The sequence below is a fragment of the Streptomyces sp. WMMB 714 genome, assembly GCF_900090125.1.
Classification (GTDB): domain Bacteria; phylum Actinomycetota; class Actinomycetes; order Streptomycetales; family Streptomycetaceae; genus Streptomyces; species Streptomyces daqingensis.
The window spans coordinates 405,804-432,414 of sequence record NZ_FMHJ01000006.1; the positions used below are offsets into that span (position 1 = coordinate 405,804).

General features: G+C 70.4%; 20 protein-coding genes. 5 read left to right on the forward strand and 15 right to left on the reverse strand.

Going from position 1 to position 26,611, the window contains the following annotated elements:
- Positions 1 to 68 precede the first annotated feature (68 nt).
- Both H181DRAFT_RS13865 and H181DRAFT_RS13870 read right to left on the reverse strand, forming a co-directional pair.
- Positions 69 to 1,406, reverse strand: a complete 1,338-nt coding sequence (locus tag H181DRAFT_RS13865) for a ThuA domain-containing protein (protein ID WP_045864804.1) — start codon at positions 1,404 to 1,406, stop codon at positions 69 to 71.
- 128 nt (positions 1,407 to 1,534) lie between these two features.
- Complete coding sequence (locus H181DRAFT_RS13870; RefSeq protein ID WP_045864805.1) at positions 1,535 to 3,976, reverse strand: PQQ-dependent sugar dehydrogenase; 2,442 nt, start codon at positions 3,974 to 3,976, stop codon at positions 1,535 to 1,537.
- 686 nt (positions 3,977 to 4,662) lie between these two features.
- Here H181DRAFT_RS13870 and H181DRAFT_RS13875 point away from each other — a divergent pair.
- Positions 4,663 to 5,556: a helix-turn-helix domain-containing protein gene (locus tag H181DRAFT_RS13875; RefSeq protein WP_045864680.1), complete on the forward strand. Its 894-nt coding sequence runs from the start codon at positions 4,663 to 4,665 to the stop codon at positions 5,554 to 5,556.
- Positions 5,553 to 5,798: a DUF397 domain-containing protein gene (locus tag H181DRAFT_RS13880; RefSeq protein WP_045864681.1), complete on the forward strand. Its 246-nt coding sequence runs from the start codon at positions 5,553 to 5,555 to the stop codon at positions 5,796 to 5,798. The genes H181DRAFT_RS13875 and H181DRAFT_RS13880 overlap by 4 nt, the downstream gene beginning before the upstream one ends.
- A 36-nt stretch (positions 5,799 to 5,834) precedes the next feature.
- On the opposite strand, the gene H181DRAFT_RS13885 is transcribed toward H181DRAFT_RS13880, so the two are convergent.
- The 6 genes from H181DRAFT_RS13885 to H181DRAFT_RS13920 form a co-directional block, all read right to left on the reverse strand.
- On the reverse strand, positions 5,835 to 7,250 hold the full coding sequence (locus H181DRAFT_RS13885; protein ID WP_078895735.1) for an FAD-binding oxidoreductase: 1,416 nt from the start codon (positions 7,248 to 7,250) through the stop codon (positions 5,835 to 5,837).
- 220 nt (positions 7,251 to 7,470) lie between these two features.
- Complete coding sequence (locus H181DRAFT_RS13890; RefSeq protein ID WP_052708581.1) at positions 7,471 to 7,971, reverse strand: hypothetical protein; 501 nt, start codon at positions 7,969 to 7,971, stop codon at positions 7,471 to 7,473.
- 356 nt (positions 7,972 to 8,327) lie between these two features.
- Positions 8,328 to 8,825: a GNAT family N-acetyltransferase gene (locus H181DRAFT_RS13900; RefSeq protein WP_045864682.1), complete on the reverse strand. Its 498-nt coding sequence runs from the start codon at positions 8,823 to 8,825 to the stop codon at positions 8,328 to 8,330.
- 370 nt (positions 8,826 to 9,195) lie between these two features.
- Complete coding sequence (locus H181DRAFT_RS13910) at positions 9,196 to 13,779, reverse strand: putative T7SS-secreted protein (protein ID WP_052708582.1); 4,584 nt, start codon at positions 13,777 to 13,779, stop codon at positions 9,196 to 9,198.
- A 2-nt stretch (positions 13,780 to 13,781) separates the two neighbouring features.
- Positions 13,782 to 14,408, reverse strand: coding sequence for a hypothetical protein (locus H181DRAFT_RS13915; RefSeq protein WP_052708583.1), 627 nt, complete (start codon positions 14,406 to 14,408; stop codon positions 13,782 to 13,784).
- On the reverse strand, positions 14,405 to 14,791 hold the full coding sequence (locus tag H181DRAFT_RS13920; RefSeq protein WP_045864683.1) for a hypothetical protein: 387 nt from the start codon (positions 14,789 to 14,791) through the stop codon (positions 14,405 to 14,407). Before H181DRAFT_RS13920 ends, H181DRAFT_RS13915 begins: the two co-directional genes overlap by 4 nt.
- A 468-nt stretch (positions 14,792 to 15,259) precedes the next feature.
- Between H181DRAFT_RS13920 and H181DRAFT_RS13925 the strand changes: the two genes are divergently transcribed.
- Positions 15,260 to 16,147 (forward strand): AraC family transcriptional regulator, encoded by an 888-nt coding sequence (locus H181DRAFT_RS13925; RefSeq protein WP_045864684.1) that lies wholly within the window; start codon positions 15,260 to 15,262, stop codon positions 16,145 to 16,147.
- 62 nt (positions 16,148 to 16,209) lie between these two features.
- A complete protein-coding gene (locus H181DRAFT_RS13930; RefSeq protein ID WP_045864810.1) occupies positions 16,210 to 16,749 on the forward strand; it encodes a flavoprotein in 540 nt (179 codons plus the stop codon).
- Positions 16,750 to 16,959: 210 nt separating this feature from the next.
- On the opposite strand, the gene H181DRAFT_RS13935 is transcribed toward H181DRAFT_RS13930, so the two are convergent.
- The 7 genes from H181DRAFT_RS13935 to H181DRAFT_RS13965 form a co-directional block, all read right to left on the reverse strand.
- On the reverse strand, positions 16,960 to 17,958 hold the full coding sequence (locus tag H181DRAFT_RS13935) for a sugar phosphate isomerase/epimerase family protein (protein WP_045864685.1): 999 nt from the start codon (positions 17,956 to 17,958) through the stop codon (positions 16,960 to 16,962).
- A gap of 65 nt (positions 17,959 to 18,023) precedes the next feature.
- Positions 18,024 to 19,229, reverse strand: a complete 1,206-nt coding sequence (locus H181DRAFT_RS13940) for a Gfo/Idh/MocA family protein (protein ID WP_045864686.1) — start codon at positions 19,227 to 19,229, stop codon at positions 18,024 to 18,026.
- 76 nt (positions 19,230 to 19,305) lie between these two features.
- Positions 19,306 to 20,319, reverse strand: a complete 1,014-nt coding sequence (locus tag H181DRAFT_RS13945; RefSeq protein WP_045864811.1) for a substrate-binding domain-containing protein — start codon at positions 20,317 to 20,319, stop codon at positions 19,306 to 19,308.
- Positions 20,320 to 20,417: 98 nt separating this feature from the next.
- A complete protein-coding gene (locus H181DRAFT_RS13950; protein WP_175439762.1) occupies positions 20,418 to 21,437 on the reverse strand; it encodes an ABC transporter permease in 1,020 nt (339 codons plus the stop codon).
- On the reverse strand, positions 21,431 to 23,020 hold the full coding sequence (locus H181DRAFT_RS13955; RefSeq protein WP_045864687.1) for a sugar ABC transporter ATP-binding protein: 1,590 nt from the start codon (positions 23,018 to 23,020) through the stop codon (positions 21,431 to 21,433). The genes H181DRAFT_RS13950 and H181DRAFT_RS13955 overlap by 7 nt, the downstream gene beginning before the upstream one ends.
- A 357-nt stretch (positions 23,021 to 23,377) precedes the next feature.
- The gene (locus H181DRAFT_RS13960; protein WP_045864688.1) at positions 23,378 to 24,559 is read right to left on the reverse strand and encodes an ROK family transcriptional regulator; all 1,182 of its coding nucleotides are present in this window, start codon (positions 24,557 to 24,559) and stop codon (positions 23,378 to 23,380) included.
- Positions 24,560 to 24,875: 316 nt separating this feature from the next.
- A complete protein-coding gene (locus tag H181DRAFT_RS13965; RefSeq protein ID WP_078895718.1) occupies positions 24,876 to 25,475 on the reverse strand; it encodes a helix-turn-helix domain-containing protein in 600 nt (199 codons plus the stop codon).
- Between the two features lie 90 nt (positions 25,476 to 25,565).
- On the opposite strand from H181DRAFT_RS13965, the gene H181DRAFT_RS13970 reads away from it, so the two are divergent.
- Positions 25,566 to 26,597, forward strand: coding sequence for an NAD(P)/FAD-dependent oxidoreductase (locus tag H181DRAFT_RS13970; protein ID WP_078895719.1), 1,032 nt, complete (start codon positions 25,566 to 25,568; stop codon positions 26,595 to 26,597).
- The last annotated feature ends 14 nt before the right edge of the window (positions 26,598 to 26,611 follow it).

A 26,611-nucleotide genomic window follows, 5' to 3' on the forward strand; every position in this document is an offset into this window, starting at 1 on the left:
GCGAACCGCTGGCTGCGGCTCGTCGTCCGGCGTGCGCCGGACGGTCTCCACGTGCGTCGGGCCGTGCGTCACGAACCCGGGGCGCCGCCTCTTCCCTCGCCGGGGCCCGCGGGGGCCGGCTCCCTCAACCGCACGTCGCGGAAGGCCACTTCGTCCTCGTCGCCGTGGTTCTGCAGGCCGATGTGGCCGTCCGTGAGGCTGCGGACGGGGTCGGTGTTGGTGAAGTCGTTGATCCGGACGCCGTTGAGCCAGACCTGGAGGCGTTCCCCCTCGACGCGGATCTCGTAGGTGTTCCACTCCCCCGGCGGGTTCAGCGCCCGGTCCCGCGCTTCGAGGTCCGCCGACTGGAAGCCGTAGACGGAACCGGTCGTCTTCTCCGGCACGTCGGTGGCGTCGATCTGGATCTCGTAACCCTGGTCGACGGCCGTCCACGGGTCGTCCGACGCGGGGAAGCCGACGAAGACCCCGGAGTTGTCGTCGCCGGACATCCGCCAGTCGAACTTCAGGGAGTAGCTGCTGACTTGCTCGGTGCCGTACCACAGCAGGCCCATGCCGCCGACCGTGGTGAGGGTGCCGTCCTCGGCCTGTTCGAAGTGGCCCGGCCCGGCCTGCTTCCAGCCCTCCAGCCCCGTCCCGCTGTCGTAGACGGCGGTGTAGCCGTTCTCGGGGCGGCAGTCGGCCTGCGCGGCACCCGACGCCCAGCGGATTCCGCCGAGCAGATGCGTGCGGAAGGCCTCGTCGGCGTAGGACTCCTTGGTGTGGCCGTTGCCCGTGTAGAAGGACCTGCCGCCCTCGTACTCCCGGCACCAGGAGATGGGGTGGTCCTCGCCCATGTTGCCGCCGAGGTAGGAGCTTTCGTCGAGCGCGGCGAGCACGCGGACGTTCTCCCGGGGATTGGAGCGGTAGTTGTACCACTCGTCCGTGCGCTTCCACTCCTCGTCGAGATGCGACGTGGCGGGGTGCGCGCGGTCCTGGACCTCGACGGTGGCCGGCTGGATCAGCGGATGGGAGTCGAACCAGGCCCCCACCAGCCCGCCGTACCACGGCCAGTCGTACTCGGTGTCGGCCGCGGCGTGCACCCCGGCGTAGCCGCCTCCCTTCTCGATGTACCCCTCCAGCGCGGCCTGTTGCCCGTCGTCGAGCACGTCGCCGGTCGTCGAGAGGAAGACCACCGCGTCGTACTCGGCGAGCCTCTCCGGGGTGAAGACGTCCGCGTCCTCCGTCGCGTCGACGGTGAAGCCGTTCTCCGCGCCCAGCTCCTGGATCGCCGCGATGCCGTCGGGGATGGAGTCGTGCCGGAACCCCGCCGTCTTGGAGAAGACCAGGACGTGTTCGCCGTCGCGTGAGTGGCCGGGTGGCTCCGCCGCGGCGGAGCCCGGCACGGCGACGGTCAGAGTCAGCAGCATCGCGGAGGCCGCGACGAGCGCCGGCCTGCCGGCCCGGCGGGCGCGCCGGCCCGGACCGGGCACGCGCGACCGGAGCCGCGGCTTTCCTGATTCCGTGTCCGGTGTACGTCTCATCTGCCCTCCTCCTCTCATTCCGTCTTCACCGTGAAGCTGTCCACGTCGAAGAGGTCGACGAGACCGCCGGTGAACACCAGGTACAGCTCGCCGCTGCCTTCCGGTGCGTTCCCGATCGGTGTGGTCACGTCGCTCCAGGCGTCGCCGGCCGCCACGTCGGCCTTGCCGAGCAGGGTGCCGTCCGGCGCTCCCGCACGTACCTCGACGGTGCCGCCGCCGAGACCGGCCGCCTTGACGCGCGCCGTCAACTCCGTGACGTCCGCGGTGACATAGGGCTTGAAGGCGATCCACTGGCCGTTGTCGACCCCGGTCACGGCCTTGCTGCCCTCGGCGCCCTCGACGTCGGCGACGGTGACTCCGTCGGCGGAGTCGGTGAAGTGCTCGGCCTGCCGGTGCTCGGGTTGCAGGATGTTCTGCGCGTGCCCGGTCAGCGGGTCCTGTCCGCCTCCACCGCCGTCGGTGTACTCGGCGTCGAAGACCCCGAAGATGTCGGCATTCGGGTCGTGTTCGCCGTCGGCCGGTGTCTTCAGGGTGCCCTCGCAGCCCTTGGCCGAGGTGATCGGATGGCCGTGGCTGTCGTGACCGAGGATGTAACTGACCTCCACCTTGGAGCAGTCGATCTCCCCGTCCTCCGGATCGGTCACCTCCACCTTGAAGGGCACCTCGTCCCCGAAGGCGAACGGCTGGCCGTCGGCGGGCAGTTGCATCTCCACCTTCGGCGCGGTGTTGCCGACCGTCACGATGACGCTCGCGCTGCCGGTGCGTCCGCCCGGGTCGGAGACGGTGACGGTGGCCGAGTACGTGCCGTTCTCGGTGTAGGTGTGCGTGGGGTTCGCCTCGTCCGACGTGGCTCCGTCGCCGAAGTCCCAGCTGTAGCTGATCTCGTCGCCGTCGGCGTCGCTGCTGCCCTCGGAGGAGAAGGCCACCTCCAGCGGAGCCTGCCCACTGGTCCTGTCCGACTTCGCCTCGGCGATCGGACTGTGACCGTCGGTCGCGTTCTCGATGCGGTAGACGGCGGAGTTCGCGTCACCGTTGAAGTAGCCGGTGCCGTAGTCGAGTACGTACAGAGCGCCGTCGGGCCCGAACTCCATGTCCATCACCTGGGTCCCGTCCCAGGGGAAGGAGTTGATGGACGTCACGCCGCCGTTCTCGTCCTGGTCGACGCGCTTGATCCAGCGGCGGCCGAACTCACCCGCGAAGAAGTCCCCGTCGTACTCCTGAGGGAACTTCACGTCGGATTCGAGGTCTTCGTCGTAGCGGTAGACGGGGCCGCCCATCGGCGACTCGGAACCGTCGCCGAACTCCGGGACGGACGCGCCGTCGTAGGGGATCCACGCGGCCTGGGCCGGGGGCAGCTCGGTGAGTCCGGTGTTGTGCGGCGAGTCGTTCTTCGGAGCGGCGCAGTCGAACTTCTCCCCGGACTCCTCGCTGCCGAAGTCGTAGTCCGTGTACGCGTCGTTGTCGCCCGTGCAGTACGGCCATCCGTAGTTTCCGGCTTCGGTGACGCGGGCGAACTCGACCTGACCGGCGGGACCGCGGGCCGGATCGGCGGCACCCGCGTCGGGACCGTAGTCCCCGACGTAGACCGTGCCGGTCGGCTTGTCGACGGTCATGCGGAACGGGTTGCGGAAGCCCATCGCGTAGATCTCCGGACGGGTCTTCTCCGTCCCCGGCTCGAAGAGGTTGCCCTCCGGGATGCCGTAGGAGCCGTCCTCCTCGACCTTGATCCGGAGGATCTTCCCGCGCAGGTCGTTGGTGTTGCCGGAGCTGCGCTGCGCGTCGAACGCCGGGTTGCGGTCGGCCCGTTCGTCGATGGGCGTGAAGCCGTCCGACTGGAACGGGTTGGTGTCGTCACCGGTGGACAGCAGCAGGTTGCCGTCCGCGTCGAAGGCGATGTCGCCGCCGACGTGGCAGCACAGTCCGCGGTCGGCGGCCACCTCGAGGATGGTCTTCTCGGAGTCCATGTCGAGGGTGCCGTCTTCCGAAAGCACGAACCGGGAGAGGCGGTTGACGCCCTCGAAGGGTTTCCAGTCGTCCGGGTTGCCCGTCTCGGGGGCGTCGCCCTCGGGGGTGTTCATGGGCGGCGCGTAGTAGAGGTAGACGAAACGGTTCTCCGTGAAGTCCGGGTCCACGCCGACGCCTTGGAGACCTTCCTCGTCGTGGCTGTAGACGGGAAGCTCGCCCGCGACCTTCGTGGCGCCACCCGCGTCCGTCAGACGCAGGGTGCCCTCACGGGCGGTGTGCAGCACGCCGCCGTCCGGCAGCACGGCGAGCGTCATGGGCTCGCCGGTCTCGGCGACCCCCTTGGCGAGCGTGACCTGCTGGAAATCGGCGGCGGCAGGCTCGCCGCCGGGGGCTGCGGCCTGGCTCGGCGGTGCGCCGCCGATACTCAGGGCGCCGCCGAGGAGCAGCGTCGCGACGAGTACGGCGGTACGTGAACGGAGCGCGGCGCGCAGCCGGCGACGGCGGGCGTATCTGGTCGATGCGGAAGGTGACTTGACTGGAGAGCGGGTGATCCTGTGCACGCGACTCCTCCTGAGAGGGAGAAACGGTGGTTGACGCAGGTGTCGTTGACCGTCGTGTTCGCACAGGCGCGCGCCGTCGCGCCGACTTGATCGCCGGTGTGGGGCCCGGGATCACCGGATTGCGGTAGGTACGAGTTGCGACGTACCGGTCGTGCGGGAGATCGAGGGGGAAAACAGCTCATGTCCGGTACACCACAAGGACGGTAGCCATCTTCGTCCCGTTCGGAAACCCCTTTGGCAGGGGTCAAGTTGGCTTCTTCCACTATGTGGACAAAGTGTGAGCGTGAGTGTGCGCGGCGAAAGCCGCCCTGAGTCACCGTGCGCCCGGCGGGCAAGCCCCCTCCGCGCCAGGGTCGATCCCTACCCGGACACGCCCGCGACTGCACGCGGCGAGAGCCCTGACGGCGTGAACGCACGTACGGCTATGTCGAGTTGAGCAGCGAGCTTCGCGTACCGGAGGGTCCCGAACGCCCGACTGCGAGGGTCTTTCCTCAGCTCGACGATCCGTACTCGCGACCCGCGTACGAGCGGAAGCAGTGGACAGCTCCAGTAACTCACCGTGACGCTACGTAAGTTCAGAGTATGCGAGGCGTGAACGCGCGAGGGGGACGGCCGACATGGCGGACGGTGTGGACGAGGAATCGGCTGCCGGTAGCGGAACCGCGGGCGGAACGCCGAACGGCAGCTGTCCGGGAGGCGGCGCGGAACCGGAGTCCTCGGACAGCCTCAAAGCGTTCGGGGAAGTCCTCAAAGCCTTCCGGAAGCGGGCCGGACTGACGCAGGAGGAGCTCGCACCGCTGCTGCGCTACTCGCAGCCGACCGTCGGATCGATCGAACAGGGACGGCGCTTCCCGCAACCCGAATTCGTCGAACACGCCGAAGAAGTGCTCGACGCCTTCGGAGCGCTGCGCGGCGCCGCCCGGCACCTCTCACGGCAACCAGGCCTCGCGAGCTGGTTCCGCCAGTGGGCCCGCCTGGAGGCGGAGGCGATCACGCTCAACACGTACGAATGCCGCCTGGTCCCGGGCCTGTTGCAGACGGAGGCGTACGCGCGGACGCTCTTCGTCAACCAGCTCCCGCCCCTGGACGACACGCAGATCGAAGCCCAATGGGAGGCCCGGGCCGAGCGGAAGCGGCTTCTCGCCGAACGCCCCAACACGGCGTACAGCTTCATTCTGGAAGAGCACCTGTTTCTGCGCCGCATGGGCGGAGTGGAGGTGACGCGGGAACTGATCGACCACGCCTTGGAGGTGGGCGAGCAACGGAACGTCGAGATCCAGCTCATGCCGGTGTTGAGGGAGAGCCACGCGGGGCTGCACGGTCCAATCCGGCTTCTGGAGACGAGCGCTCACCGTTGGTTCGGATACAACGAGGGGCAGGAGTGCGGACAGTTCATCTCTGACCCGAAGATCGTCAGTACCCACCAGATGAGGTATGCCAGGATGCGCTCACAGGCACTTAGCCTTGAGGATTCGAAGAGTCTGCTGGAGCAGATGCGGAGGGCGCAATGAGCACCACTGAACGGTCCTGGTTCAAGAGCAGCTACAGCAGCGGTTCGGGTGACGACTGCGTCGAGGTCGCCCTCTCCTGGCAGAAGTCCAGCCACAGCAGTAGTGGCGACGGCGACTGCGTCGAGGTCGCCGCCTGCCCCGACGCCGTCCACGTCCGTGACTCCAAGAACAAGCAGGGCCCTCAGCTCGCCCTCTCCCCCACCGCGTGGAGCAGCTTCATCTCGTACGCGTCCGGGAGTTGAGCCGCCCGAGCGGCTCGATAACAGGCACGACGTACGTCATGGCCGGTGTGCGGCCCGTGCGAACAGTCCCTCCGGGTCGCACGCGGCGCGAATGCGTTCCAGCCGCTCCTCGTGAGGACCGTAGACAGCGCCCTGCAACTCGCTCGCGTCCTCTCCGAGTCCGGCGAAGTTGACGTAAGTGCCGCCGCTCGAGAACGGCTTCATCGCGTCCCACGCCGAACGCGCCCAGGCGATCGCTTCGTCGTCCATCGCAGGGTCCCGCCAGCCGGCGTCGATGCTCACGTTGTAGCGCGCGGACCGGTGCGCGAACGCGCTCTCGTCGCTGCCGACGCGCCGCACGGCGCCACCCAGCGTGCGGATCACGGTCAGGCTCTCGGGAGTCGGCCGCCGAGTGTCCCACTCCACCAGCGTCCGGATCGCCTCGTCGGTCAGCTCGTCCATGAAGTGCGACTTCATGAAGTAGCGCTCCCCGTCAGGGAATCGCCAGGTATTCGCGCTCTGCAGCGTCACGTACGGCATCGTCCCGCTCAAGTCCATGAGCGGTTCGCCCAGTTCACGCAGCGGCGCCACGGCTGCCGCTGCCTCCGCGCCCGGCGGACCGCCGTACACGCCGCCGACCAGGACGCACTTCGCCCTCTGCAGCTCCTCCGGAATCGCCGGGTCGGCGGGCACGCTCCACAGCAGGATCTCCGGCGTGACCGTCTCCGGTGCCGTGAGCGTCACGTCCCGCCAGGCCCGTACGACCGCGTCGGCGTTCTCGTACGGGTAGAGGACAAGCGCACCGGTCACCTCCGGGCCGAGCGGCTGCAGATCGAACTCGAACGAGGTGACGACTCCGACGCCGCGACCACCACCCCGAACCGCCCAGAACAGGTCGGGGTTCTGGTCCCTGCTCGCCGTGTGCACGGTGCCGTCCGCGGTGACGATCTCGACCGAGCGGAGGTTGTCGCAGCTCAGACCGTACGCACGCATCAGAAATCCGAGACCGCCGCCGAGGGTGAGGCCCGCGATGCCCGTCGCCGAGATCTCTCCGCCCGGCGTGAACAGCCCGTGCAACTGGGTCTCACGGTCCAGCTCGCCCCACGTCACACCCGCCTGGGCACGCACCGTCCGGGCTGAGGGGTCGACATGGATGCCCTTCATCGCGGACAGGTCGATCACCAGCCCGTCGTCGCAGACCCCGCTGCCCGCCACCTGATGCCCGCCACCGCGGATGCTGACGACGGGACGATGCTTGCGGGCGACCTCGACCGCATCCACCACGTCCGCGGTGCCTGAGCACAGGGCTATGACGGCCGGCCGGCGATCGATCAGGCCGTTCCACACGGCGCGGGCCTCGTCGTAGCCGGGATGCCCGCGATCGATCACTTCACCTTGGAACGAGACGCGGAGCTGATCGGCGATGGCCTGTTCCGCAGGGGATGTCGCTGTGGCCGTCTGCTCGCCCGACATCGGCGTCACCTCCCGGTGCGCACTGCCGACTGTGGCTGTCGCTCCTTCCACGGTAAGCCCGCCGCGCCGACTCCAACGGGCCGAAGCGGTCCAGCTCCCGGGTGCAACCCCCACGGCGCGGGCAAGACCCGGCATCGGGCCACAGATCCGGGTCGACGGCACCGGAACGTCCGCCGAACGCACAACAGCTTTCTGAACCTTCGCAGCTCAGGTGAGTGACTTACCAGTCCTTGAAGGGACGAATCTGAGCCACACTCGGGCACGTACGGCTCAGGGCAGACTTGAAGTCATTTGCCAGGTCTGCAAAGAGCGCCAAGACGTCGCGCTGGGAAGCCCATTCCCTGCCCGGAATCGGCTCCCAGTCGGTGCGCGAAGAACAGTGAATCGCTACCCCGTCACCGGCCGGGACGAATGTGAGACTCCGCTCGACTCCCTGCCCGTAGAAGTCGATGGTCGTCCTCTCGCCGCATTTCAACGCGGCGATCGCTGACGGCAGTTGCTCCATGACGGACGAGAGATCATAGGAGACGTCCACCGGCCAGTGACTTTGCCCGAACCCCTCGGCATGGAATCTGCACCCCGACTCCGAGAGGAGTTCGCAAGAATTCATCACGAGTGATTCATAATCGGCGGACAGATCAAACTCGGGAACCAGATGCAGCTGCCCGGCCGGTGGAACGATGGAGAGTCGCAACATCACCTCAAACTCCGCTTTCGCCACCGAAGGAATCCGTCAGCCAATCCCAGTCGCCAGGACACTGTCGCAGTTGCGTGACTCCCTCCCGGAGACACTCTCTTAGAGTCACAGCTTCCGTGCGTATATACGCTCGACCTCCCAACCCGGGCCCGGACAGCACCAGAGTCCAGGGTCTACCGCACTCCCGCAACCTCTCCTCATCCACTTTGAGGATCACCGTGACACCTGCCCTGCCGAGCCTCTCCATCAATTGCTCGACATTCACCTCAAATACACTCCCGTCAATCCCGCTCAATCCGCAGAAAACTTCCCTGCACCGCTCCTCATCTTCGACTCTTCGACTCTTCGACAAGGCTCGGCCCTGATCTAGGGAAACGATCCTACGGAGAATCAAGGTCGAGCTGATACCAGCTGCCTTGCTTACCCCCGAGGTCGCCGGGGCCGGCTGGGCCGATCCGCACGAATCCAACCCTTTCCAGCACCTTCCGCGACGCAGTGTTCTCAAGGGCAGTCGCTGCCCGCAGCCTGCTCAACCCGTGCTCCGACCCGGCCAGTCTGCACAGATCGCGAAGCGTCGCTGTCGCCAGGCCACGGCCGGCGACGTGCTGAGCGACCCGGTAGCCGACGTCCGCGGCCCGATCCTCCAAGTCGTACAGGTTGAACCTGCCGAGTACCGAGCCGTCCTCGGCGACAAGGACGTAGAACACGCAGACACCGGCTTCCTGCTCGCCCAGCAAAGCGTCGTACCGTTCCGCGAAATGGTCGAAGTAGTCGTCGCCGCGATCCGGGACGGAGGCCGCGAAGTAGGCGCGGTTCGCCAACTCGAACGCCAGGACCGCCGGGGCATGGTCAGCACTCAGTCGTCTCAGCTCGGGCACCCGCCGACCCTATCCAGACGGCACTGTGAGCTCATCCGGGTTTAAGAGAGCTCTCGGGTCCTTCGTCGTTCGAGTCGGTAAGGTTCGTTCGCGCTTGCAGCCACCTCTGTGGGTAGCCCAGTACCCCCTGAGGCGTGGAGTCCTCATTACCGAAGTTCGACACCGCAGCAAGGGCGGCTCTCAAACACTCGACCTCACATTAGATGAACCTCAACCGTGAAACCCTTAGTAAGGACTCCGTTCAGACACTCGGCATGAGCACCCAAGAATTGTCGAGTTTCTACCCTTTCCGCGGTGATCTCCAAGCGCACATAATCAAGGGCGTTCTCGGTATCTAGACCGCATACGCAACACCGGAGCCGTCGCTCACTCATTCCCACATTCCCTTTTCAATCTTGTTGTCGACATATCTTTGAGTGGCATCCTTGATCGTGGTGGTTGGGGCACCGCTCGGGTTCCCGAGATCCCTGACCACGATATCGTAGGTGCCGTTCCCGCTTTCCAGAATCTTGACGATCTGCCCATCCTGCTGGATATACATCTCGCCGTTATCCCAAACGTTGTCAACATCCACCCCTCGCTCGGTTTGCCGCCCCCGCCCATGGACATCTCGTTCGTTGATTGACGGGCCCTCGTCCCCGCAACCGGCCAGCCCCAGTGGGTCTGCCCATGTGTGCGGGTTGTGGACGTAGGTGACCGGGTTGGGGGACGGGTCGAGGCCCAGGGGGTCCTGGGAGAGGTAGCGGGCCGTGGTGGGGTCGTAGTGGCGGTGGAAGTTGTAGTGCAGGCCCGTCTCCGGATCCGCGTACTGGCCGGGGAAGCGCAGCGGCGTGTACGCCGTCGCATCCGCGTTCCACGTCGTCGTCCCCCACAACGTGCTGCGGGTGCGCCACGCGATGCCGCCGCTCTCATCCAGCAGCTCCGTCGGCGCACCCACCAGATCCGTGGCGATCGCGAAGAACCGCGAGTCGATCTCCGCCTGCGTCGTCTCATCCGTGATCCGCTCGGTCTGCGTCAACGGACGCAGACCGTCGTGGTCCCAGGTCAGCGTGACGGGGTCGGGCAGGTTGGGAGCGCTCGTCGTCTGCTCGACGAGAGTCGGCCCGTCCCAGGTGAAGTCCACCTGTTCCAGCACCCGTTGACCGTCCTCGCCGAGACGCTGCTTGGCGATCCGCCGCCCCAGCGGGTCGTACAGATACCGCCACCGCACACCGTCCGGCGTGACCACCGACGTCAGATGGTCCTCGCCGTCCCAGACGTACCGCCACGTGTCCGGCTTCTTCGACAGCCGCGACTTCTGGCGCAGCACCGCACGGCCCGCATCGTCGTACTCGTAGCGGACCGACCCGGCCGTCAGCAGCTTCGTACCGCTGTAGCTGCGCTCACCGCGGGCGTCCGAACCGGCATGCCGGGCAGGCCAGTCCGCCGACGTCTGGTTGCCCGCCTCGTCGTACGCGTACGTCTCCGACCAGTTCTCCGCCCGTACTGCCGTGACGCGTCCCGCCCTGTCCAGGTCGTAGAGCTGCGTGCCGTTCAACTGGTCCTCGACGCCCACGAGATGGCTGTCCGCGCGGTAGCGGTACGTACGCCGCTGCACCGTGCCCGCGGCGGGACCGGCGATGGTCTGGGACGCCAGACGCCCCGTCGGGTCCCAGAGGCTGGTGAAGGTGAGATCGGTGTCGCCGACGCGGCGGCTGGTCTCGCGGCCCGACTCGTCGTGGCCGAAGGTGAGCGTGTGCCCGTTCGTGGTGAGTGAGGTGCGGTTGCCGGCGGCGTCGTACGTGTACGTGGTGACGGTTCCGGCGGGTGTGACGCGGCGGGTGCGGCGGCCGAGCGCGTCGTAATCGTGGGTGAGGACACGGCCGTTGACGGCCTCGTCCTTGACGCGTCCGAGCCTGTCCCGCCGGCAGAGCAGGTCCACGCCCTGCCCGTGGGCGGATATCAGGCGTCCGGCCGCGTCGTAGGTGTAGTCCGTGGCGTCGCCGTCGGCGTTCTTCCTGATGACGCGGCCCATGGCGTCGCGGGTGAAGCTGATCGTCTGGCCCGCCGGGTTGGTGCGGAAAGCGAGTCCGCCGCCGGCGTCGTGGCCGTACTGCATGGTGCGGTCGTCGAAGTCGGTCTCGGATATCAGGCGGCCCGCGGGGTCGTAGGTGTAACTCCAGGTCAGGCCCTGGGGGTTGGCGACCTGAACGAGCCGCAGTTCGGTGTCGTAGGCGAAGGTGTGGCGGACGCCGTCGGGACCGGTCTGGGCCGTCCGCAGGTCGAAGTGCGTGTACTCGTAGCGGGTTTCACCACCGGCCGCGTCGGTGTGGCTGAGGCAGTTGCCTTCGCCGTCGTAGGTCCAGGTGTGCACCTCGCCCCCGGGGTCGACGCGGCGCACGAGCCGCCCCTCCGGCGTCCACTCCAGCCGGGTCACGGCACCCGCCGGGTCGGTGACGGTGACGGGACGCCCGAAGGCGTCGCGCACGTAGGTCGTGGTCCCGCCGAGGGGATCGGTGATCTGAAGGGGAAGCCCCGCCCTGTCGCAGCGGACGGCGCTGGTCGCGCCCAACGGGTCGGTCACGGCGGTGAGATGGCCGCGCGCGTCGTAGCCGTACGCGGTGGTGGAGCCCGCCGGGTCGGTGACGGCCGTGAGGAGGCCCCGCTCGTCGCGGGCATAGCCCCACTCGGCGCCGTCCGCGTCGGTCCTGCGGACCGGACGGCCGTGCTCGTCGTATTCGACGGTGACCTCGCCGCCGTCCGGCAGCACGACGCGCAGCGGGCGCCCGGCGTCGTCGTAGCGGTACCGGACGGTGCCGCCGTTGGGGTCGGTGACGGTGAGCGGGCGATGCTGGAGGTCGTAAGTGGTGTGTGTGGTGCCGCCGTTGGCGTCGGTCTCCGCAACGATCCTCAGCTTGCCGTCGACCAGGTAGTGCTTGGTGTGGCCGAGGGAGTCGGTGACGCGGGTGGTCGTGTGCCCGGGTGTCTCGGACGGCAGTCCGTACTCGAACGTCGTACGGAGATGGCCGGCCTCGCCCGTGTGGAAGACGCAGCGGTCGTCGTCGTCATAGGTGTAGGAGAACGAGCGGTCGTTGCTGTCGGTCCAGGAGACGATGCGGCCCCGCTCGTCCACGCCGTAGCGCAGCGTCGCTCCGGTGGAGTCGGAGACCGACGTCAGGTGGCCCGCCTCGTCGTAGCCGTAGGACTTGAGCTGCTGGTCCGTTCCGTCCGGCGCCCCTCCCGCCAGGGACAGGGCGCGGATCCGTCCGCCCTGGCACTGGAACTTCAGCTCGTAGCCGCCGGAGTGGGTGACGGAATGCGGCGCGCCGGTCTCGTCGTCCCACTCGAACGACGCCCAGCCGCCGGTCTCTTCGCCGAGCGCGGCGATGCGTGCGACGCCGTCACCGCCGGGTGCGGCGCCTTCCGGGGCGGCGAAGGTACGCGTCACGCCACTGACCGGATCGGTGAGGGTGTACGAGCCGTCGACGCGGCGGTCCAGCGGCAAGGGCAGGCCCTCCTCGGGGAGGACGGGAACGCCCGGCGCGGGGTGCGGGTAGGGGCGGGCGCTGCCGTCGGCGGAGACGTAGACGACGCCTTCGGCGTCCACCTCCAGCCGCTCGTCGAGGGTCGAGGCCCAGGCGGGACCGAACCAGCCGCCGAGGCGGTACGCGGATTCGAAGGTGCGGGTGAGGGCCAGCGGGAAGGAGCCGGGGAGGGCGGCGTCGGTCTCCTGGAGGACCATGCGCCCCGTGGCCATGTCCACCGGTTCGTTGCGCAGGACCTTGCACTTGAACTGGCGGCGCAGATCGCTCAGCCGCTCCTTGAGCGTCTTCCGCGCGCCCTGCTCCGCGCCCTCCTTGATGCCGTGCTTCAGCGCGCCCTTGAGTCCGCCCTTCGCGGCTCCGCCCGCGCCCTTGCCGCCGGCGAGGTCGACGAGGAGCTTCCCCGCGGCCTCCCCGGGATCGCGCCAGTTCTGGTTCTTGACCATCCCGACGAGGCGTTCGGGGTGGGCGGCGGTGGAGGCCAGGCCGGTGAGGACACCGTTCATGTTCTGCACGTACTGGCCGGGGTGGGTCATGTTGTACGGGTCGGTCGGGTTCAGCATCCGCGCGAGGCCGACCAGTTCACCGACGCCCTTCAGCGCACCGCCCGCGATGTGCATGCCGTTCAGGGCCATGCCCTCGAACATGTCCCGGCCGGTCATCTTCATGGTCTCCCAGGCGCCGGGCAGCTCCGGGGCCTGCTCCACCAGTCCGCGCATGGCGTCCTTCGCGCGGCGCGCGGCGTCGTCGCGCTGGCTGCGCGCCTCGCGGACCATGTGCTGGGCGCGGTCCAGTCCGGCCTTGCCGGGGTCCTCGAACGGGGGCGGCTTCGGCCCGGGGTCCTCACCGGACTCGTTCTTGCGGTTCCAGGCGTCGGCCTTCGCGTTGTAGTCGTCAACTGCCTTGTCCGAGGCGGCTTTCGACTTCTTGTACAGGGCGACGGCCTCCTTGGCCTCCCCCTGGGCCCACTCCACGGTGGACGCGTACTGGACGATCTGCTTCCCGGCGGACTCGCAGGCGTCCGCCGCCTTGATCCAGAACTTCGGCTGCGGCTCGAACTCGGACCGGAAGGCCTCGCCCGCCTCGCCCTCCCAGCCGTGCACGTCGAGGCGCTTCAGGCCGGTGCCGAGCTTGTCGAAGGCCCTGTAGAAGTCCCGCAGATGCTCGGCCCGTTCGGTCAGCTTCTCCACGTCGCCGTGGATGATCTCCTTCGGGTCCTCCGTCTCGCCGAGCTGCCTCTCGGCGACGTCGGCGCCGAGCTTGTCCGCCGTCCACTCGCCCGCGTCCCGCACACCCTCCGCGGCGCCCTCGAGGCCGATCTCGTCGAGGCCGTCGGCGGCCTTGCCGCCGGCCCACTCGACGCCGTCGCCGACCTTCTCCAGGCCGCCCTTCACCGCGCCGAGCGGGTTGTCGAACGCCTCCCCCAGTCCCACGGTCAGTTACCCCCGTCGCCCCTGTCGTTCCCCTGACCGCCCTGCCCCTGCTCGGGCGGCGGCCCGTCCCACTGCCAGTCCGAGTCGTCCCAGCGGTCCGGGCCGGCCACGTCCTGCCACGGCGAGTCGCCGAAGTCGTCACCGACCTGGCCCCACTGGTCGCCCATCTCGTCCATGTCCGGCATGGAGGCGTCGAACTCCGGTGCGCGGGGCTTCACATCGCCCCACACCTCGCCCCAGGACTTCTCCCCCGCGTTCTCGCCCTCCGCGAGACCCTGCTGCGGGTTGTACGAACTGGACGTGACGACAGCCTCCTTGAGGGTGTCGTTCACGTACTGCTCCTGCTCGTGGTACAGCCCCGCGGACAGGCCGAGCCGCTCCGCGATGTCGTTCAGGTCCTGCATCTTCCCGTTGATCGCCATCCCCCACCGGCCGCAGAACTGCCCGAAGACGGAGGCGAGTTCACCGTTGCCCATCTCCATGCCGGACATCTGAAGGAACTGGAACCCCTGCCCCTGCTGCGCGTTGATCGAGAAGAAGCCGGTGTCCTCCAGCTCCGCCGTCGCCGCCTTCAGACCCTGCTGGACGAGCTTCGCCGCCTGCGGGTCGAACTTGTAGCCGCCGCTCATTCCGCTGCCCCCTCCGGCTCCCCGTCCACGGCCGCCTCGTCGGGCACGATCCCCTTCACCGGCGGCAGCAGGAACGCCCCCTCGCTGCCCACGTCGACCGCGACCCCGCACGGCACGCCGACCTCCGCGAGGGTCTCGTCCAGCAGGCGGGCCCCGTACACCTGCCGGAACTCCCATTCCCCGCCCTCGCCGCGGGCCCGCGCGAAGGCCGTCAGCGTGTCCGTGCCGGTGAACGCGTAGATCCACCGCAGACCGCCCTGGTCGCCGGTGAGGACGCCGCCGTACCGGATCGGCACGAGCAGCAGGGATCTGCGGAACTCCCCCAGCGTGGCGGCCACGTGCTCCCGTGCCGCCTCGACGTCCGTGAAGTCCTCCGTCAGCATGACACCCCCGGTCGGTCGATGGTGCGGGCCGCCAGGGCGGGGAGGCCGCGTGCGGCACGCGCAGGCCGAACGCCCGCGTCCGAGGCCGTCGAGGCGCGGGCAGGCAGCGGCGGCAGACCGGTGCGATGTCCGAACTCCCCCACCGCGGCCGCTGTTTCGGGCGTGCCCGTGCGGCCGTCCGCGGATGCTGCCGCTTCCCCCGGCATCCGGTACAACTCCCCGTCCCCCGACGTCTCTACGCTGCTCCTCACCGTACACGCGGGGTGCGACGCCGCCCGGTGGCGGAGACCGGATGAGGCAGTGATCACGTCCGGGTGTCGAACGCGCGGCACCGGCACCGTTGTTGAGGCGCCGCACGGACCGTGCCGGGGTGAGCGCGCCCGACCCGACCGTTCCGGGCACAGGATGGCGGGCCGGGAGGGGCGCGGCCTTCCTAGCGTGAGTGGCCGTGAAGGGAAGGAGACCGCGGTGCTGGAAGGGCTGAACGAGGCCATGGAGCACATCGAGGAGCGGCTGTGCCGGTCCATCGGCGTGGCCGATCTCGCACGCGCCGCCGCGACGTCGGAGTACCACTTCCGCCGGCTGTTCTCGGCGCTCGCCGGCATGCCGCTCTCGGAGTACATCCGCCGGAGGCGGATGACGGTGGCGGGTGCCGAGGTGCTGGCCGGCGAGGTGACGCTGCTGGACGTGGCGACGCGCTACGGCTACAGCTCCGGCGAGGCCTTCGCCCGCGCGTTCCGCGCCGTGCACGGTGTGGGGCCGGGTGAGGCGCGGCGGACGGGAGCGGCGCTGCGTTCCCAGCCGCGGATGTCCTTCCGCCTCGTCGTCGAAGGGAGTACCGGCATGCGGTACAGGATCGTGGAGAAGGACCGTTTCCGAGTGGTCGGCAGGAAGGCCCGTGTGCCGCTCGTGCACGAGGGGGCCAATCCGGCGATCGCCGGGTTCGTGCGGAGCATCGACGAGGGGACGTTGCGGCGGCTCGCCGGGATGTCCGACCAGGAGCCGGAGGGCATCGTCGGAGTGAGCGACCAGCTCGACCCGGGACGCGCGGAGGGCACCGAACTCGACTACTACCACGCCGTGTTGACCGGCGTTGGGGGTGAAGCGCCGTCGGACCTGGACGTGCTCGACGTCCCGGCGGGCACGTGGGCCGTCTTCGGGAGCTCCGGTCCCTTCCCGCAGACCCTGCAGCATCTGTGGCGGGACGTGTTCACGCAGTGGTTCCCCTCCAACCCCTACCGGAGCAGGCCCGGGCCGGAGATCCTGCGCGTCGCCCTGTCCGGGGGCGGGGAGCACGCCGACGCCGACCTGTGGATTCCGGTGGAGCGCGCCGAGGGCTCCGGGCCTTCCGCCTGAGCGCCGCGCGCTGCTGTCCGAACGTCCGCGAGTCGCCGTCCCGGCGTGGTGGGATGCCGTCCATGACGAACAACCGCGTGCTGTACCTGCTCGGCTCCGCCGCGCCGCCCGTGCTCGGCATCGCGGACGTGGTCCGCCGCGCGCAGGCCGACGGCTGGGACGTGTGCGTCGGTCTGACGGAGACCGCGGCGGTGTGGCTCGACGAGCAGCTGCCCGCCCTGGAGGCGCTGACCGGGCGTCCCGTGCGCAGCAGCGTGCGGCAGCCCCGGGACGCGGAGGTGTGGCCGCGCGCGGACGTGGCAGTGGTCGCACCGGCGACCTTGAACACCGTCAACGTCGCCGCGCTGGGGCTCACTCCGCACTTCGTCGGCGGCTACGTGGCCGAAGCACTGGGGAAGCGCTGGCCGTTGGCGGTGATGCCGTGCGTCAACAGCGCCTACGCCACGCACCCGCAGTTCGGGCGCAGCATCGGGACGCTGCGCGAGGCGGGGGTGCGGGTGCTGTACGGCGAGGGCGGGTTCGAGCCGCTGCCGCCGGGCCGGGCCGATCCGGCCGACTACCCGTGGCACCTCGCGCTGGAGGCCGCGGCCGCGATGGCGTGACCGGCGGGACGGGGCGGGACGCGCGGCGGGAGGGAGGGGCAGCGGGACGGAGGAGCGGAGCGGCAACGTGGTGCGGCCGCCCCTGAGTTGACCGGTTCCCAGGGTCCGGCGTCCCGGCCTGCCGCGGCGGCGCAGTATCCGAATGGACGCCACGTCGGCTCGCGGCGGGCCCGTGCCGCCGCGAGCCCGTCCGTCCCGCCGCGGCGGCCGTCAGGAGCTGAACGCCGCGTCGAAGGACGACGACGGCGGGTCGTAGTCGAAGGCTTTCAGCCGCCGCAGCGCCTCCGGCGCGCCCGCCAGGCGGTCCATGCCCGCGTCCTCCCATTCCACGGACACCGGGCCGTCGTAGCCGATGGAGTGGAGCATGCGGAAGACGTCCTCCCAGGCGACGTCGCCGTGCCCGGCCGAGACGAAGTCCCAGCCGCGCCGCGGGTCGCCCCACGGCAGGTGGGAGCCCAGGCGTCCGTTGCGGCCGTCGAGACGGGTGCGGGCCTCCTTGCAGTCGACGTGGTAGATGCGGTCGCGGTAGTCGTAGAGGAACCCGGTGGGGTCGAGGTCCTGCCAGACGAAGTGGCTGGGGTCGAAGTTGAGGCCGAAGGCGGGACGGCGGCCGATCGCCTCCAGCGCCCTGTGCGTCGTCCAGTAGTCGTACGCGATCTCGCTGGGGTGCACCTCGTGGGCGAAGCGGACGCCCTCCGCGTCGAAGACGTCGAGGATCGGGTTCCAGCGTTCGGCGAAGTCCTCGTAGCCGCGGTCGACCATGTGCGGCGGCACCGGCGGGAACATGGCGACCAGGTGCCAGATCGAGGAGCCGGTGAAGCCGACGACCGTCCGCACTCCCATTGCGGCGGCGGCGCGGGCGGTGTCCGCCATCTCCGCGGCCGCGCGCCGCCGTACGCCCTCGGGTTCGCCGTCGCCCCAGATGCGGGCGGGCAGGATGCCACGGTGCCGCTCGTCGATGGGGTCGTCGCAGACGGCCTGGCCGACGAGGTGGTTGGAGAGGGCCCAGCACTTCAGGCCGTACTTCTCCAGAAGGGCATGCCGGCCTTCCACGTAGCCGCTCTCGTTGAGAGCGCGGTCGACCTCGAAGTGGTCGCCCCAGCACGCGAGTTCCAGGCCGTCGTAGCCGAAGTCGCGGGCGTGCGCGCAGACTTCCTCCAGCGGCAGGTCCGCCCACTGGCCGGTGAAGAGCGTGAACTGACGTGGCATGTTTCGGGGCCTCCTGGTCTCGCGCCGGCGCCGGGCCGGCTGACTGGCGGTGACAGGCCGGGACTTCAGCCGGCGACGGGGGTGTACGCGCTGTTCTTCGACGCGCTCTCCTCGACGGCTGCCAGCACCCGCTGCACCTGCAGGCCGTCGGCGAAGGAGGGTTCGGGATCGGTGCCGGTGGCGACGGCGTGGAGGAGGTCGCGGGCCTGGTGGACGAAGGTGTGCTCGTAGCCCAGCCCGTGTCCCGGCGGCCACCACGCCTCCAGGTAGGGGTGGTCGGGCTCGGTGACGAGGATGCGGCGGAACCCGGACTCCCGGGCCGCGTCGGTGTGGTCGTGGAAGTGGAGTTCGTTGAGGCGTTCCAGGTCGAAGTCCAGCGACCCGCGCGTGCCGTTGAGTTCGACGCGCAGGGCGTTCTTGCGGCCCGCGGCGACCCGGCTCACCTCGAACGACGCCAGCGCCCCCGTGGTGAGGCGGCCGTTGAAGACGGCGGCGTCGTCGACGGTGACGGGCCCCTTCTCCCCGTCCGGCGGCTGACCGGGCAGGGGCCGCTCCGTCACGAACGTCTCCGTCTGCGCCGAGACGCCCGCGAGCGGGGCCCCCGCCAGGTGCTGCGCGATGTCGACTGCGTGCGCCCCCAGGTCGCCGAGGGCCCCCGAACCGGCCGCCTCACGGCGCAGCCGCCACGCCAGGGGGAACGCCGGGTCGACGAGCCAGTCCTGCAGGTAGGAGACGCGTACGTGGCGCAGCTCGCCCAGCCGTCCCTCGTCCACCATCCGCTTGGCGTGCGCGAGGGCGGGCGTGCGGCGGTAGTTGAAGCCGACCATCGTCAACTGGCCGCGTGCGCGGGCCTCTTCGGCCGCGTCCGCCATCGCCTCGGCTTCCGCGACGGTGTTGGCGAGCGGCTTCTCGCACAGCACGTGCTTGCCGGCCTCCAGGGCGGCGACGGCGATCTCCGCGTGGCTCTCCCCCGGAGTGCAGATGTCCACGAGGTGGACGTCGTCGCGGGCGATCAGTGCGCGCCAGTCCGTCTCCGCCGCGCTCCAGCCGAGCCGCTCGGCCGCCGTCCGGACGGCTTCGCCGTCCCGTCCGCAGACCGCCCTCATGGCCGGGGCGAGCGGCAGGCCGAAGACGCGGCCGACGGTGCGCCAGCCCTGCGAGTGCGCCGCCCCCATGAAGGCGTAGCCGACCATTCCCACACCGAGCGGTGGCGCCGACCCGGACTGTTCGGGACGTCCGGGCGCGGGGGCGGGCGCGGTCTCGTTGGACATGGGACTCCTCCCTGTCGGGATGTGCGGTGTGGGGGGCGGGCTGCCCGGCGTGGTGCGTCGAGGGCGCGCGCCGGGCCTACTTGAAGCCGGTCGGGAGGTATTCGTCGACGTTCTCCTTGGTGACGACGGCGGAGTAGAGCGTGAGGGAGGCGGGGATCTCGAACTCGGAGAGGCCGCCGATGCCCTTGCCCTGGCCGAGCGCGCGGGCGAGGTCGATGGCGGAGGCGGCCATCGTCGGCGGGTAGAGGACCGTGGCCTTGATGACGCCGTCGTCCTTCTTGATGGCGTCCATGACGCGCCGCGAACCGGCGCCGCCCACCATCAGGAACTCGTCCCGCCCGGCCTGCTCGATGGCGCGCTCGGCGCCGACGCCCTGGTCGTCGTCGTGGTTCCACAGTGCGTCGAACTTCGGTTCCGCGCGCAGCAGTTGAGCCATCTTCGACTGGCCGGACTCGACGGTGAACTCTGCGGCCTGACGGGCGACCTTCTTGATGTTGGGGTAGTTCTTCAGGGCGTCGTCGAAGCCCTTCGTGCGCTCCCGGGTCAGCTCCAGGTTGTCGATGCCGGCGAGTTCGACGACCTTGGCGTTCTTCTTGTCCTTCAGCTTCTCGCCTATGTAGCGCCCGGCGTTGAGGCCCATCCCGTAGTTGTCGCCGCCGATCCAGCACCGGTAGGCCTGCTGGGAGTCGAAGACGCGGTCGAGGTTGACGACGGGGATTCCCGCGCGCATGGCCTTCAGGCCGACCTGGGTGAGCGCCTTGCCGTCGGAGGGGAGGACGACGAGGACGTCGACCTTCTTGTTGATCAGCGTCTCGATCTGGCCGATCTGCTGCGCGTTGTCGTTGGAGCCCTCGGTGGCCTCGAGGGTGACGTCCTCGTACTTCTTCGCCCTCGCCTCGGCCTGCTCGTTGATGGCGTTCAGCCAGCCGTGGTCGGCCTGCGGCCCGGCGAAGCCGATGGTGACCTTCTTGCCGGGCCTGTCGTCGGCGATGTCGGCCTGGCCCTGGGCCTCCGCGGCGTCGTTGCTCTTGTTGCTGGTGCAGCCCGCGCCGAGCAGGGCGGCGCCGGCGGCTGCCGTTCCGAACAGCATCCTCCTGCGCGAGGTGGGTGAGGTGCGCGCGTCCGCGGCGGAGCCGGACGGGGCGGCGGTGTCGTGGCTGGGTGCGTTCCGGCTGTCAGGCATCTCGGTCATTGCGTCTTCCGACCCTTCTGGACCAGGACTGCGGCGACGATGATCGCCCCCTTGGCGATCTGCTGGACGTCGCTCTGGAGGTTGTTGAGAGCGAACAGGTTGGTGATCGTGGTGAAGACGAGGACTCCCAGCACGGAGCCGGTGATGGTGCCCCGGCCGCCGCTGAGCAGGGTGCCGCCGATGATCGCGGCGGCGATGGCGTCGAGCTCGTAGAGGTTTCCGTTGGTGTTCTGACCGGACCCGGTGAGGACGATCAGCATGAAGGCGGCGATGCCGCAGCACAGTCCGGACAGCAGGTACAGCAGCAGCCGCTGGCGTCGCACCGCGATGCCCGCGAGCCGGGATGCCTCAGCGTTGCCGCCGACGGCCACGGTGCGCCGCCCGAACGTGGTGCGTCCCAGGACGAGCCAGCCGAGTACCGCCACGGCGGCGAAGACCAGCACGAGCGGCGGCACGCCCAGCACGTAGCTGTCGGAGACGCCCAGGCCGAGGACGGAGTCGACGGTGACGACCTGTGTCTTGCCGTCGCTGATCAGCAGGGCCAGGCCGCGCGCGGAGGCGAGCATCGCCAGCGTGGCGATGAACGGCACCATCGGCCCGTACGCGATGAGCACGCCGTTGACGAGCCCGCAGCCCAGCCCCACGCACAGCGCGCACAGCAGCACGCCGCCGAGGCCGTACTCCTGCGTGGCGACCGTCGTCGCCCACACGGAGGCGAGTGCGACGATCGCGCCGACCGACAGGTCGATGCCGCCGCCGATGATGACGAAGGTGACGCCGACGGTCACGACGCCGATGACGGAGGACTGGGTGAGGATCAGCTGGAGGTTGTCGCCCGTGAGGAACTGCTCCGGCCTGGTGATCGCGCCGACGGCCACCAGCGCGGCCAGCACCCCGAGCAGCGACAGGTGGCGCACCCCGATCCGCGGGGCGCTGATCCCCCGCCGGGCCGGGGGGAGTTGAGTCGGCGGCGGCGCGGGCTCCTTGACCGCGTCGGAACCGGGTGAGCTCAGCACGACGGGCTCCCTTCCATGACGAGGTCGAGCACCCGGTGCTCGTCGAGCTCCCGGGCGGGGGCGGTGTGCACGACGCGGCCCTCCCTCAGCACCAGCACCCGGTCGGCCAGGCCGAGGACTTCGGGCACTTCGCTGGAGACGAGCAGGATCGCGACGCCGGAGTCCGCGAGGCGGCGGATGACGGAGTACAGCTCCGCCCTGGCGCCCACGTCGACGCCGCGGGTGGGCTCGTCCAGGAGGAGCACCTTGCAGTCGCGCAGCAGCCAGCGGGCCAGGACGACCTTCTGCTGGTTGCCGCCGGAGAGCGTGCGCACGGGGCGGTCGGGGTCGTCGGGGTGGAGGGCCAGATCGCGGGTACGGGCGCGGGCGGCGGCGCGTTCGGCCCGGCGGTCGAGCCATCCGCCGCGCGAGAAGCGGGGCAGCGCGGAGACGGAGACGTTGCGGGTGACGGATTCCAGCATCAACAGCGCCTGGGCCTTGCGCTCTTCGGGCGCGAGACCGATGCCCGCGCGCACGGCGGCGGTGACGTCCCCGGGCCGCAGCGGCCTCCCCTCGACGAGGACGCGTCCCGACGTGGGGCGGCGCGCCCCGGAGAGGGTCTCCAGGATCTCCGAGCGTCCCGAGCCCACGAGTCCCGCGAGTCCGACGATCTCGCCGCGCCGGAGTCGCAGGTCCAGCGGGGCGAACTCGCCCTCACGGGCGAGCTTTTCGGCGCACAGGACGGGCGGCGGCGGCGCGGCGTGCAGGACGCGGTCCTCCAACGGCTCGGTGGAGACGGGCCGTTCGGGGAACGCGTACTGCACGTCGCGGCCGGTCATCAGCGCCACCAGATCCGCGGTCGCGGTCGTACGGGCCGGGAGGCCGGCGGCCGCGACCCGGCCGTCCTTGAGGACGGACACGCGGTCTCCGATGCGGCGGATCTCCTCCAGCCGGTGGGAGATGTAGACGACGGCGACGCCGTCCGCGGTGAGTTCCCCGACGATGCGGAAGAGGTTGTCGACCTCGTCGGGGTCGAGCGCCGCGGAGGGCTCGTCCATCACGATGAGGCGCACGTCGTGGGAGAGGGCCCGCGCCATGGAGACGATCTGCTGGCCCGCGGCCGGGAGGGCGCCCACGGGGACGTCCGGGTCGATCTCGGGGTGCCCGAGGCGCCGCAGCAGTTCGGCGGCCCGCTTGCGGGCGTCGCGGGCGCGGATGAAGCCGCGTACGGCGACCTCGTTGCCGAGGAAGATGTTCTCGGTCGCCGACAGGTGCCGCACCAGGTCGAGTTCCTGGTAGATGGTCGCGACGCCCAGCCGCATCGCCGCCACGGGAGTGTGCAGCCTGACGGGCCGGCCCTTCCAGCGGATCGCCCCCGTATCGGGCTGGTGGGCACCGGCGAGGACCTTGATGAGCGTGGACTTCCCCGCGCCGTTCTGCCCCAGCAGGCAGTGCACTTCGCCGGCCTCGACGTCCAGGTCGACGCCGTCCAGGGCCCGCACGCCGGGGAAGGTCTTGGTGATCCCGGACATGCTGAGCAGCGGGGACGGACGGTCCGGTGACGGGGGTTCTTCCGCGGGAGCGGGACGGGCGGGTGGAGCCATGGAGGGCCTCCGTGCGTGCGGGCAGACGGGACCGGGCGGCGTTGCGGACGTGCGGCGGTGCGTCGTGAGAGCTGCGGAGCAGGAGTGCGGCCTTGCTTCGGGGGTGCGGGAGTACGGGGGTGCGTGAGTACGGGAGTACGGCTGGCCGGATACGTCGGTGCGTGGTGCGTGGACGAGCGGTGCCTCGCGGTGCTGCGTGCGGTGCCTTGCCGGCAGTGCTTCGGGCCGGCGGGTGTCGCGGCGTGGAGCGGTGGTGCGGGCGGTGCGGGCGGTGCGACGCGCTGTGCTACGGGGCCGGCCGCTGTGCCGCGGCCGCTGCCGGACGGGCGGACGGGCGGAGCGCCCGGCCAGGTGATCTCAGGCCGGGGAGAACAGGTGGTCGCTGATCAGGCGGGCGGCCCCCGTCACACCGGCGGCGGGGCCCAACTCGCCCAGGACGATGGGGAGGTTGCCGGTCGCCAGGGGCAGCGACTGGCGGTAGACCTGGGTGCGGATGCTGGCGAGCAGCGTGTGGCCGAGGCCCGTCACACCGCCGCCGATCACCACGAGTCCGGGGTTGAAGAAGCTGACGAGCCCCGCGATGACCTGCCCGACGCGGGCTCCTCCGTCGCGGATGAGGTCGAGCGAGGTGCCGTCGCCGGCCGACGCGGCGGCGGCGACGTCCTCGGCCGTCAGCCGTCCCGCGCTCTCCAGGCGGGCGGCCAGCTCGGCGGAGAGGCCTTCGCGGGCGGCGTTCTCGGCGTCACGCGCGAGGGCGGAGCCGCCGAAGTAGGCCTCCAGGCAGCCGCGGTTGCCGCACGGACACGGACGTCCCTCGGGCTCGACCTGGATGTGCCCGATGTCGCCGGCGCTCCCGGTGGTGCCCCGGTGCACCTCGCCTCCGGCGACGATGCCGCAGCCGATGCCGGTGCCGATCTTCACGCAGAAGAAGTCCCGTACCGAGCGGGCCACTCCGGCCTGCATCTCGCCCATGGCGATGAGGTTCACGTCGTTGTCGACCATGACGGGGCAGCCGAGTTCCTGGCTGAGCGCCTCCCGCACGGGAAAGCCGTCCCAGCCGGGCATGATGGGCGGCGCCACCGGGACGCCCTCGGGGAAGCGCACCGGCCCCGGCACGCCGATGCCGGCGCCGTCGAAGCCCTCGGCGACACCGGAGTCGCGGAGTTTGGCGACCATGGCGAGCACCTGGTCGAAGACGGCGACGGGGCCCTCTCGCACGTCCATGGGCTGGTTGAGGTGGCCGAGGATCTCCAACTCGGGGTTGGTGACGGCCACATCGATGGAGGTGGCGCCGATGTCGACGCCCAGGAAGCGCAGTTGAGGTGTGAGCCGCACGTTGTGCGAGCGGCGGCCGCCTCGCGACGCGGCGAGCCCGTCGGCCACGACGAGCCCGGTCTCCAGCAGCCGGTCGATCTCCACGGCGAGCTTGGAACGGGAGAGGTCCACCTGATCGCCGAGCTCCGCGCGGGAGTTGGGGCCCCCGTCGCGCAACAGCCGGAGCAGCCGCGCCTGGTGGGGATTGGCGGGCCGTGCCGTCATGCGTCTCATCGCCGGCCTCCCTCCCCTGCCGATGTCCGACGGCCCGAGCCACGGACGCGAGTTGGATGTTCCCGGAGCCGCGACGCCGCGGACACTGTCCGGGATTGACTGGGAACGTACCAGCGCTCTGCGCAACGGGGAAGAAGTTCTGCAGGAATCCCTTCGACTTTTCCCATGCAGAGGACAAAGCTGTGACACGGGGAGCCAGTTCAGGCCCCGGCACCGAGCTCCCCGGCGACGATCACTCCGGTGACGATCACTCCGGCCGGGCCGGCTGCCCGTCACGTCCCGCCCGTCCCGCCTCTCGGCCTCCCGCTCACTCGCCGGCTTCGCCCCGGGCGCGCGGTCTCGCGCGGACGTGCATCCGCTCGCCCTGGCGGCCGAACAGGCTGAGGACCTCGACGGGGCCCGCCCCCGTACTGCCGAACCAGTGCGGCAGCCTCGTGTCGAACTCGGCGGCCTCGCCGGGCCCGAGGACGAGGTCCTTGCCCGCCAGGACGAGACGCAGCCGGCCGGCGAGCACGTAGAGCCACTCGTACCCCTCGTGCGTGCGGGGGTCGGGCTCCGTCCGGTCGGCCGGGACGATCATCTTGTAGGGCTGCAGCGGCCCCGGCTGCCTGGTCAGCGGGATCACGGTCTGGCCGTGCACCCGCGTCGGCTTCAGCCGGATACGGGGGTCGCCCACCTCGGGCGCGCCCACGAGTTCGTCCAGCGGCACCTGGTGGGCCTGCGCGATGGGCAGCAGCAGCTCCAGGCTGGGACGGCGCTGACCGGCCTCCAGGCGGGAGAGCGTGCTCTTGGAGATCCCCGTGGTCTCGGAGAGCGCGGCGAGCGTCACGCCCCGGCCCGTACGCAGACGCTTGAGGCGGGGGCCGACCTCGGCGAGGGCCTTGGCTGCGGCAGAGGAAGGGTCCACGCCTCCATTGCATCCCGCCGTCCCGGAAACGGCAACAAAGATTGCCGTTCTCGCACGTTCCTCAGCAGGGTGAACGCGGAGGTGAGGGTCATGAACGACAACAGCGGTGCGGCAGGGAGTGGAAGCGGCGGCGGCCCCGGCGGGGCGAGCGGCGGGCCGGGCGGCAGCGCGTCCTACGACGTGGTGGTCGTGGGCGGTGGAGCGGGCGGCCTGAGCGCCGCGCTGGTGCTGGCACGCTCGCGGCGTCCGGTCGCCGTGGTGGACTCCGGCTCTCCGCGCAACGCGCCGTCGGCGCATGTGCACGGCTTCCTCTCCCGCGACGGGCAGGCACCGTCGGACCTCGTCGGCGCCGGACGGGCCGAAGTCGCCGGATACGGCGGCGAGTTGATCGACGGGCGGGTACGGAGCATCGAGCCCGGCTTCACGGTCCGACTGGACGACGGCCGGGCGCTCCGCGCACGCAGAGTCGTCGTGGCGACCGGGCTGCGCGACGAACTCCCCGCCATCCCGGGGGTACGTGAACGCTGGGGGCAGGACGTACTGCACTGTCCCTACTGTCACGGATACGAGGTGCGCGACCAGCCCATCGGCGTGCTCGGCAGCGGGCCGGGCGCGGTGCACCAGGCGCTGCTGCTCGGCCAGTGGTCACGCGACGTCGTCCTCTTCCGGCACCGTCTGCCCCTGTCCGCGGAGGAGGCGGAGCAGCTCACCGCGCGCGACGTACACATCGCGGACGGCGAGGTCGAGCGGCTCGTGACCGCCGGGGACCGGCTGGAGGGCGTCGCGCTGGCCGGGGGCCGGGTGGTGCCGCGCCGCGCCGTCTTCGTCCCCCCGCGCATGGTTCCCGCCGACGGGTTGCTGACGGATCTGGGCTGCGAGCGGGACGGGAGCGGCTGGGTCGCCACGGACGGTTCCGGGCTGACCGGCGTGGCGGGGGTGTGGGCGGTGGGGAACGTCGCCGACCCCATGGCAGCGGTGGTCAACGCCGCTGCGGGAGGCGCGTCCGCCGCGATCGCGGTGAACCGCAGCCTGGTCGAGGAGGAGGTGGCACGGGCCGTCGCGGACCACCGCGCGGGCGGCCGCACACGCGACCCGGGCGCACGCGCCGCGGCGGCGTCCTGACCGCGGGCCGGCAC

Excerpts from the sequence above, each read along its gene's own strand:
- H181DRAFT_RS13920 (WP_045864683.1), bottom strand. The coding sequence starts at position 14,791 with ATGCTGACGGAGGACTTCACGGACGTCGAGGCGGCACGGGAGCACGTG.
- H181DRAFT_RS13930 (WP_045864810.1), top strand. The coding sequence starts at position 16,210 with ATGACGAACAACCGCGTGCTGTACCTGCTCGGCTCCGCCGCGCCGCCC.
- H181DRAFT_RS13940 (WP_045864686.1), bottom strand. The coding sequence starts at position 19,229 with ATGTCCAACGAGACCGCGCCCGCCCCCGCGCCCGGACGTCCCGAACAG.
- H181DRAFT_RS13915 (WP_052708583.1), bottom strand. The coding sequence starts at position 14,408 with ATGAGCGGCGGCTACAAGTTCGACCCGCAGGCGGCGAAGCTCGTCCAG.
- H181DRAFT_RS13885 (WP_078895735.1), bottom strand. The coding sequence starts at position 7,250 with ATGTCGGGCGAGCAGACGGCCACAGCGACATCCCCTGCGGAACAGGCC.
- H181DRAFT_RS13875 (WP_045864680.1), top strand. The coding sequence starts at position 4,663 with ATGGCGGACGGTGTGGACGAGGAATCGGCTGCCGGTAGCGGAACCGCG.
- H181DRAFT_RS13945 (WP_045864811.1), bottom strand. The coding sequence starts at position 20,319 with ATGCTGTTCGGAACGGCAGCCGCCGGCGCCGCCCTGCTCGGCGCGGGC.
- H181DRAFT_RS13880 (WP_045864681.1), top strand. The coding sequence starts at position 5,553 with ATGAGCACCACTGAACGGTCCTGGTTCAAGAGCAGCTACAGCAGCGGT.
- H181DRAFT_RS13960 (WP_045864688.1), bottom strand. The coding sequence starts at position 24,559 with ATGACGGCACGGCCCGCCAATCCCCACCAGGCGCGGCTGCTCCGGCTG.
- H181DRAFT_RS13955 (WP_045864687.1), bottom strand. The coding sequence starts at position 23,020 with ATGGCTCCACCCGCCCGTCCCGCTCCCGCGGAAGAACCCCCGTCACCG.
- H181DRAFT_RS13970 (WP_078895719.1), top strand. The coding sequence starts at position 25,566 with ATGAACGACAACAGCGGTGCGGCAGGGAGTGGAAGCGGCGGCGGCCCC.
- H181DRAFT_RS13865 (WP_045864804.1), bottom strand. The coding sequence starts at position 1,406 with ATGCTGCTGACTCTGACCGTCGCCGTGCCGGGCTCCGCCGCGGCGGAG.
- H181DRAFT_RS13935 (WP_045864685.1), bottom strand. The coding sequence starts at position 17,958 with ATGCCACGTCAGTTCACGCTCTTCACCGGCCAGTGGGCGGACCTGCCG.